This window comes from Myxococcus vastator (assembly GCF_010894475.1).
In the GTDB taxonomy this organism is placed as follows: Bacteria; Myxococcota; Myxococcia; order Myxococcales; family Myxococcaceae; genus Myxococcus; species Myxococcus vastator.
Map to the genome: position 1 here is coordinate 1 of NZ_JAAIYB010000375.1, position 8,457 is coordinate 8,457.

At 71.0% G+C, this 8,457-nt stretch carries 5 protein-coding genes and 1 pseudogene; all 6 read right to left on the reverse strand.

Annotated elements, in window-relative coordinates:
• Positions 1-586: pseudogene (locus tag G4D87_RS28580) on the reverse strand (mechanosensitive ion channel family protein); the annotation flags it as partial.
• Positions 587-814: 228 nt separating this feature from the next.
• Positions 815-1,546, reverse strand: coding sequence for a hypothetical protein (locus tag G4D87_RS28585; protein WP_240358680.1), 732 nt, complete (start codon positions 1,544-1,546; stop codon positions 815-817).
• A gap of 53 nt (positions 1,547-1,599) precedes the next feature.
• Positions 1,600-3,381, reverse strand: a complete 1,782-nt coding sequence (locus G4D87_RS28590) for a hypothetical protein (RefSeq protein ID WP_163785878.1) — start codon at positions 3,379-3,381, stop codon at positions 1,600-1,602.
• A gap of 40 nt (positions 3,382-3,421) precedes the next feature.
• Positions 3,422-5,344 (reverse strand): HEAT repeat domain-containing protein, encoded by a 1,923-nt coding sequence (locus tag G4D87_RS28595; RefSeq protein ID WP_163785879.1) that lies wholly within the window; start codon positions 5,342-5,344, stop codon positions 3,422-3,424.
• A 79-nt stretch (positions 5,345-5,423) separates the two neighbouring features.
• On the reverse strand, positions 5,424-7,604 hold the full coding sequence (locus tag G4D87_RS28600) for a hypothetical protein (protein WP_240358681.1): 2,181 nt from the start codon (positions 7,602-7,604) through the stop codon (positions 5,424-5,426).
• A gap of 214 nt (positions 7,605-7,818) precedes the next feature.
• Positions 7,819-8,457: pre-peptidase C-terminal domain-containing protein (locus G4D87_RS28605; protein WP_205507758.1), on the reverse strand; the 639-nt coding region annotated here is incomplete at its 5' end.

Consider the following 8,457-nt stretch of genomic DNA (forward strand, 5'->3'; position numbering starts at 1 on the left):
CCCCCAGCCGGCCCGCCAGCCACGCGGCCACCAGCAGCAGCCCCAGGCCCAGCCACTGCCACAGCTCCAGCACCCACACCGGCCGCACGAAGAGCATCGGCGGCAGCTTCTCCAGCACTGGCGAGCCGTACACCGTGAAGAGCGTGTCGATGGCGCGCACCGTGTCCTCGCTCACCACCCAGACGGGCCCCTCCGGGCTCTCCACGCGCTGCAGGCGGATGTCCACCGCGCCGCGCGGCAGCGGAATCTGTCCCAGCGAGTCGTAGACAGGGTCGGCCGGGTCCCCCTCTGGCTTCTGGCTGATGTTCGAGAAGTCCAGCCACAGCATCCGGTCCAGCACGAACACCAGCCGCCGCGCCAGCCGCAGGCCCTCTTCCGCCTGCTGCTCCGGCGGCACGTGGGACAGCCACAGGTAGTGGGGCGCGCGCGCCGCGTCCCGCGCATGGGCCGCGTCCAGGAAGCCCGCCGCCGTCGCCATGGGCGTGCGCCGGTCCACATCCGCTGGGGGCTCGCCCAGCCCTCCGTTCAGCGCGAACCCCGGCAGGGGCAGCAGCAACATCAGGAGCAGGGCGAGGCGACGGCGCATGTCGTTTCCTTCGAGGACGGAAGGGAGATGATTTGACTCCCAACAATCACGAACGACACGGCCTGTCCAGGGTCCACGTCACGCCGCGTCACGGCGGAGTGCCTGTCGGGCGGACGAGCGGACGCGCTCGGCTCCGCTGGGCCCCATGGCGAGGCGCCTCGTGACATGACACGGGGCGGAGCGTCCCCCTCCGAGCGCTCCGCCCCGCATCCGTCCCCCCTGCCTGCCTCAGGGCGTGCAGGCCCCGTGCGTCACGCTGGTGCACGGGTCGCTGGCGCCACACCGCGTCCAGCGCGCGCAGCGAAGCGCGTTGTAGTCCTCGAACGCCTGCACGCTCGTGGTGCGCCGCCCCTGGCTCTCCGATTCCAGGCACAGCTCGTAGTCGGTGATGGGTGTGTTGGGGATGTCATAGACAGTCTCATCCGCCGCCAGCATCCCGCTGGCAGCGGCACACTGCAGCGCGTTCGCGGGCGAGCTCGCGCGGACCTCCACCACGCGCCGGGCGCACAGGTTCGTGTCCTGGATGCCCACGCTGTACACGGTGCCGTCCGGGTCGCAGGTGTGCGCCGCCACGGACTGGCAGCTCCCGCTGACACACACGGCGCTCGCGCGGCAGAACTGGCTGTTCCCCGACGAGACGCAGCACGCCTCGCCCACCTCGCCGCAGTTGCGGCAGCGCTCGCCCGCGGCCTCCATCACACACGTCAACGTGCCGCTGCAGGACGTGGTGCCCGCGCTGACGCAGCAAGCGCCGCCTTCGCTGCCACACGGCTCACAGTTGCCGCTGCGGCAGACCAGCCCGGCGTTGCAGCTGGCGGAGTCCGTCCTGCAGGCACAGCCGTTGGTTCCGTACTGGCTGGGGGAGCACGACGAGGAGCTGCTCTGGCAACCGCCGCAGCCCGCCAGGATGGCCATGAACACCATCATCAGCCCTCGGATGAGGGAGAGGTTCGATTTCACGAGGAAGGTCCTTGTTTGTGGAAGCATGGAAGTCACGCTGGCCGGGACACGGCTCACGGGCTCAGCACCAGGTGGACGCGCTGGCCCTGCTCATCCTGGGCCTGCACCAGCACGCTGAAGTCGTCGGCGAGCGCGAGCGCACTCAGGACGCGGTAACCGGCCTTCTTCAGCTCCTCCGGCAGCATCGCCTCCAACGGCGTCGCCGTCTCCCCGTCGGGCGAGGCGAGGAAGGGCACCTGCGTCTTCCCGTCCTCGGCGGTGGCGGTGCCCAGCACCCAGCCTCCGTCATTGATGGCCACGGCCTTCGCGGACACGACGCCCTTGGGCACGGACAGCCACCGGACCCCCTCCTGCTGCCGCGACCAGATGAAGGGACGCAGGCGCTTGTTCGAATCGAGCCCGGTGCCCGCGAACTCGCCCACGTCGTTCAGCGCGGTGACTTCGGACTCGCTGTCCAGCAGCACCTTCACGTCCTTGCCGTAGACGCGCGCGGCGCGGGGCCCCTTCTCCGTCTCCAGCGTCACCGCCACCTCCCCCAGCGCGTTGAAGAGGACGCGGCTGGGCTGCAGCTCCGCCAGGCCGGGGTGCGGGGCGGGCCCCACCTCGTCCACGCGGTAGAGGCCCTTGCCGTCGTTCGGGTCCCGCACCAGCAGCGTGCCGTGCGCGTTGGCCGTCACGGCCTCCCAGCCCTCCAGCCACTGCTCCGCGCCCGCCTTCACGTCCTCCGAGCGGAGCAGGAACGCGTTGGGGCCCTTGGCGTTGTAGGCCGTGCCGAAGATGTCCCCCGTCGAGTTGACGCCCGCCACGCGCACCTGCTCCGCGCCGAGCACCTCATTGAGCCAGTACGTCTCGCCCTTGCCCGTCAGCAAGACCTCCGACTTCGACTCCGCGTCCTTGTACCGGGCAATCACCGCCCCACCGTTGAGCACGTGGACGGGGACGTAGAGCGAATCGATGAGGAGCCAGCGCACGAAGGGGAAGACATGCGTCACGCAGGGGTTCACGCGCACCTTCACGCTCTTGCGGACGCCGCCCGACGCGCCGTAGATGACGGTGGGCCCCGTCCAATGAGGCGGCAGGCGCAGCGTGAAGCGCGCGGTGCGCTGGGCCTCGGGGACGCGCACGGGCAGCACGCCCACGCTCGCGTCCACGCTCATCAGGTCCACCAGGATGCCGCCGGTGGGCGCGGGGCTGCTGAGCCACACGTCGCCGGACAGCTCGCTGTACCCCCTGGAGGGGCAACGGCTGGCGGGCGTGACGACGACCATGGACGACAGCCGGGGCCGCGGCACGCCGCCGTAGGCGACGAACTGCTTCACCTGGACGTCCTCCGTGAAGTTGAAGTCGAAGACGATGGTCTTGTAGCCGCTCACCTTCGCCCAGGAGCCGGGCGCCAGGGTCAGCTCCACGTTGTGGGGGCAGGCGGCGCTGTCGCAGTAGGGGTCATCCGCGCCGCGCACCTGGCGGGCGTAGGCCTTCAGCGTCCCCCGCACCCGCGTCACGTAGGTGGAGTCCCCCAGGTTGTAGCGGCTCGGCAGGGTGTCATCGAAGGTCCAGGTGATGACATTCCCGGAGCGCGAGCCAGACATGTGCAGCACCAGGTCCGAGTTGAGACCGAACTGCCGCGCCGGCACGTTGAGGTTCAGCGTGTTGGCCGCCTTCGGCAGCAGCCAGTAGCCGGTGGCGTAGTCATTGCCCTTTACGCGGATGCGCGCGGCGTTGAGCCGGATGTTCGTGCCGCGCCGCACGTCGTCCACGACGTCCGCGTGGGCGGCCTGCGCCAGGAGGAAGCCAAGCAGGGCCAGGGGCAACAGCCCGTTGAGACTGCGTTTCATGAGGACCTCGACTGCGGTGGGTGGGTTGAAGCGAAGGGGCTCAGCCGCCGCGGCTGGCCGAGGCCTGGGCCATCAGCGCCATGACGCGAGCCCGGGTGGCGGGCTGCTGCCCCGGGCGGACGGAGAGGGCCTGGAGCATCCGGAGGACGGCGGCGCTGTCATCCATGCGGGGGGTGAGGACGTTGAGCAGCGCGGCCTCTGCGCCCGGCGCGAGCAGCCCGGCCACGACCCAGCCGCTCAGGCGCTCCAACTCGGGCGCGCCCAGGGCGCGGGCGTTGAGCGCGTCCAGCAGCGCGCCCTGCACGGCGCGCTCCGGCTCGGACATGAGCGCGTCCAGCAGCATGCGCGTGGCGGCCTCCTGGGGCGCGGTGCGCAGGGCCTCCGCGGCGGCGGAGCGCACGCCAGGCGCCGTGTCACGCAGGTGGGGCGAGGCCAGGTCCATGACGCGCTCCGCGCCGCTGTTGCCCAGCGCGCGCAGGGAGTGCTCCAGCGACGCCGCGTTGTCCGCGCGGGCCAGGGCGTCCTCCAGCGGGCGCAGGAACTCGGCCGCCTCCGGGCTGCCCGCGGGCAGGCGCGAGACGACGGCGCCCAGCGCGTAGGCGGACGCGCGCTCGGTGGCGACGTCACCGGCGCTCCGGGCCTCCGCGTTCATCCGCGACAGCAGCCGGCCCGTCTCGGGCTCCGGCTCGCGGAGCAGGCCGGCGCGCTGCACCATCAGCCCGTGCGCGCCAGCGTGCTCGCGGGCCTCCGCGGAGACAATCAGCTCGCGCAGCGTGGCCTGGGCCTCCGCGTGCCCCGCGCCGGCCAGCAGGTCCAGCAGCAGCTCGCGCATCGCGGGCGACTTGCCCTGCTGGCGGAAGAGCTGTCCCAGCTCACCGGCCCGGTGGGGCTCCAGTTGGAGCGCGGCGATGGCCCGCCGCGCGAAGGAGCCCAGCTCCGGGATGGCGCTGGGGTCGGTGGCGGACGCGAGCACCTGGAGCGCCGCGTCCACCGTCATCCCGTCCGCCTGGCTGGTGGTCAGCGCCAGCGCCTCGTCGCCCTCGAAGGCCACCTGGGACGGCGCGCGGACAATGAGCTTGTCCTCCGTGGCCGGCGGCAGCGGCTTCTGCTGGCGCGTGGAGAACGTCAGGCGCACCCGGAGGCGCCGCGACATCAGCGGCCGGCCATCGGTGTGCGTGGCGTCCAGGATTTCGTCGTGGGACACGGCGGCCAGGAAGCCCTCCGGGTCCCGGTCGAAGTGCGTGAGGGAGCTCAGCGTCTGCCGGAAGGCCGGCGCCGTGGCGGCGGCCCGCAGGGACTGGTAGCGCGCGCGGCGGCGCGTCAGGCGCGTGCCCTCGCCGTCGAACTGGAAGCGCGCCTCCACCTCGCCCGTCTGCGTGGACTCGACGGCGCTCCACTCGGCGTCGTCGCGGAGCTGGGTGGGGAACAGCTCCGCCGCCAGCGTCTGCGCGACCTGGCGGAACATGGGCGGCTCCGCGTCGGAGAACCGGACGGCCACGAGCGCGCCCCGGGCGTCCAGCTCCAGCCACGCCGACGCCGTCTGGGGCAGGTGCGCCTGCACGGCCGCGGCGTCGGGGAAGAGCGCCTGGCCGGAGAGCGTCGCCTCGTGCCGCTCCAACCGCTTCACCGCCAGCCGCACGCGCGCGCCGTTCGCGCGGACCTCCAGCGCCTGGAGCGTCAGCTCACCGTCCAGGTTCAGCGTGCCGTCCATCGTCTGGTGCGCGTCCCCCTGCTGTGGAACGGGGAGCGCCACGCGCTGCAGGTCGTTCCAGGCGAAGTGGTAGGTGCGCTCCTCGCCCACGGTCCACCGGAAGAGCGGTAGCCGGGAGGCGCTGACGGGCGCGTCTGCCGCCACGGCTTCCGTCGCGGCGGAGGAGAAGTAGTTCCAGACGGGCACCGCGCCCGCGAGCAGCAGGGTGGTGGTCAGCGCGGCCGTGCGGACGGCGAGCCTCGAGCGACGCATGAAGGACTCCAGACAGGTAGGGAAAGAGGCCGCCGCGGCGGCGGATGGACACGCCGCGGCGGCCAGGGGGTGACGCGGACTAGTAGACGCGGACCAGCGGCAGCGACCGGGTCTCGTTGTAGATGTTCCAGCTGTTGCCGAAGCCGTTCCAGCTCACGATGGTCGTCTCGCCCTTCAGGAAGGCCAGCTCACCGAAGAGCTTGATGCTGCCGTCCAGGAAGCGCAGCTCGATGTCCAGCTTCGACGACGCCCGCAGGAACAGCGTGTTCGGGTTCGTCGGGTGCACGGGCGAGCTCAGGTAGAGGCCGATGTCGCCGTAGAGCGGCACGTTGACGCGGGTGATGAGCAGCTCACCCCGCACGCCCACCTGGAGGCCCGGGACGCCGATGCCCACGGACGCGAAGCCCTTGACCGAGGCGAACGGGGTGATGGTGCCGTACAGGTCCACGCCCAGCAGGTCCTCGGCGCAGTTGCGGTTGACGGCGCCGCCGATGTTCAGCTTCACGCCCGCCTCCGCGGACAGGCCGCCCTGCACGGTGACGGGGACGAACACGACGACGAAGGTGGCGGAGGCCTTCGCGGCGTCGCTCTTGAAGACGGGCCTGCCGTCATAGAAGGTGACGCGCAGCGGGTAGTGCTGGTCGTGGCTGTAGAGGGAGGTGCCCATCACCCGCGCGTCCAGCTTGAGGCGGATGCCGTTGCCCTCCGTGCCGGCCTCGCCGCTCAAGTGCGCCACCTCGTGCCGCGTGGAGCTGAACACGTTCGCGTAGGCGTTGAACTCGCCGTAGAGCCGCACGTCGCTGTCGCACCAGGCGCCCAGCGTCTTGTTGCGCAGGCCCGAGCCCGGCTGGACGTACTCCCAGCCGGCCACGTAGTCGTAGCCACCGCCGAAGGTGTCGCCGCCCGAGTAGCCGCTGTCGCTGGACTCACCGCCGTGCCGCACCGCGCCCGTGGACGGGTTCAACGGCACCAGCAGGTCGCGGATGTGCGCGCCGTAGACGGCGATGTACTGCGCCAGCAGCGACGAGGAGAGCGTGTAGTCCTTCTTGTCCAGGCCCTTCAACTTGAGCTTGTCCGCGTTGCGCACGAAGCTCTCCGGACCGAAGTCGTTGCCGGTCAGGAAGACGCAGGCCTGCAGGTCGGCCTCGCGGCGCGGGGCCATGGCGGCCTCCAGCATCGTCTTGTAGCGGCGGGGGCTCCAGTCGCACACCGTGGAGTCCTGGGCGTCGAGGCAGCCGTCCTTCTGCGCCTTGACCAGCGACTGCTCGATGGCCTTGTCCAACCCGAACAGCCGCTCCGCGGTCTGCTTGTCCAGCTCCTCCGTCTTGTGGTCGCGGGCGCGGAGCAGCTTCGAGGCCACCGCCCACTCCGCGTAGACGGCCTCGCGCTGCTGCAGCAGCGCGGTGAAGGACTCCTGCTCCACCTGGTGGTGGTTGAGCAGGTCATCCGGGACGTTGCTGAACTTCTCGGCCTGCTCCTTGTGCCACGCGTCCGAGGGGGCGACCCAGTTGCGCGCCTCCACGTTGTTGGCCAGCTTCGCCGCTTCGGACTTGAAGACGTAGCCCTCGGTGCCCTTCGGGTAGGGGCCCGGCGTGAAGCGGAAGTACGCGTTCTTCGCCGTGCGCGCGCCGTCCCAGATGGGGGCCAGCTTCTCCTGGTCCCGGCTGTAGAGGACGCGGTTCGCGATGCCGTCCTTGCCGTAGGCCGCCTTGAAGAAGGCGCGGTCGTCGTCGCCGAAGCGCCCCGCCTCCCGCTCGAAGCGGCTGAAGTCCAGGTACTTCTCGTCGACGAACTCCTGGCAGGACGTCACCTGGGTGCCGTCCTTCTCCCAGCCTTGAATCCGCGCCAGGTAGGCCTGCTCGTCCTTCGTCAGGTTCTCCAGGTTCTTGCGGTAGAGAATCTGCCCCTTGAGCACCTGCCCCATCAGGCTCTGGTCCATGCCCTGGAAGCGCGTGCTCTTCGGGACGTAGCCCTTGTAGGCCACCGTGGCCACCTCACCGCCCATCTCCTCGGGCAGCAGCGCCTGGCGCTTGGGAGAGGCCTCCCAGCCCGCCTTCCACTCCGCCTCCACGATGCCCTGGCAGTACGCGTCATGGACGCTGCCGCAGCTGCTGGCGCGGTAGTCGACGTTTACGCACTGCTGCAACGAGGGCTTGGGACAGTCCTGCGCGAAGCTCGCCGGCGCGGCCAGCACCGTCGCCGACAGGCCCGCCCAGCGAAGCTGGCGGCGTAGCTGTTTCGTGTGTTTCCGCTGATTCATGTAGCGCGTCGTCCTTGTTGAGGGACCGGCTCCGGGCTCGGCCCTGCGGGGGCCCAGAGCACGGCGCGTGCCGGAGGCGCTCCACCCGGGCTCCAGAGGGAGGGCACGGGGAGCGCGAGGACACGCGGGCAACAAGGAGCTGCGGGGTGTTGTCTGCGAAGCTACGGGCGCGGGTGGCGGCAGGGCCACCCGCGCCCTTCACGTCAAGGCAGTGCTACTGGATGCTCCACGCCACGGTGCCGCCGCAGGTGCCGGACGAGTAGCAGCCGGCGCGAATCTGCAGGGTGGTGGCCGAGGTGGAGGTGTACGTCAGGCTGGAGCCACGGCCGCCGCACGCGTCGTCATTGGCGGCCGCCTGCGTGGCGCCGTTGAAGAGCCGCAGGTAGGTGTCGCCCGTGAAGGACGCGCCCGTCAGGCCGCAGGTGGCCACGGTGATGGTCTTCCCCGCGGCGATGGAGACGCTCTCATTGACGGTGTTCTGCTGGGCGCTGTTGGTGTTGCTGGCGTTGAAGCTGAAGCTGCCCGTGGTGGGGCCGGTGGAGCCGCCGGAGGTCGTCCACGCGACGCTGCCGCTGCAGCTCCCGCTCGAGTAGCAGCCCGCGTTGATGATGTAGTCGCCCGCGGCGGGGGCGACGTAGGTGAGGCTGGAGCCACGGCCGCCGCAGGCGTCGTCGTTGGCGGAGACCTCGGCGCCGGCGGCGTTGCGCAGGCGCAGGTACGTGTCACCCGTGAAGGACGCGCCCGTCAGGCCGCAGGTCGCGATGGTGAGCGTCTGCCCCGCCGTCAGCGCGATGGCGTAGTTGGTGGTGTTCGCCTGGGCGCTGTTGGTGTTGCTGGCCGAGTAGTTGAACGG

Bases quoted from the DNA above. Each gene is read 5' to 3' on its own strand.
- G4D87_RS28590 (WP_163785878.1), bottom strand. From the start codon at position 3,381: ATGAAACGCAGTCTCAACGGGCTGTTGCCCCTGGCCCTGCTTGGCTTC.
- G4D87_RS28595 (WP_163785879.1), bottom strand. From the start codon at position 5,344: ATGCGTCGCTCGAGGCTCGCCGTCCGCACGGCCGCGCTGACCACCACC.
- G4D87_RS28600 (WP_240358681.1), bottom strand. From the start codon at position 7,604: ATGAATCAGCGGAAACACACGAAACAGCTACGCCGCCAGCTTCGCTGG.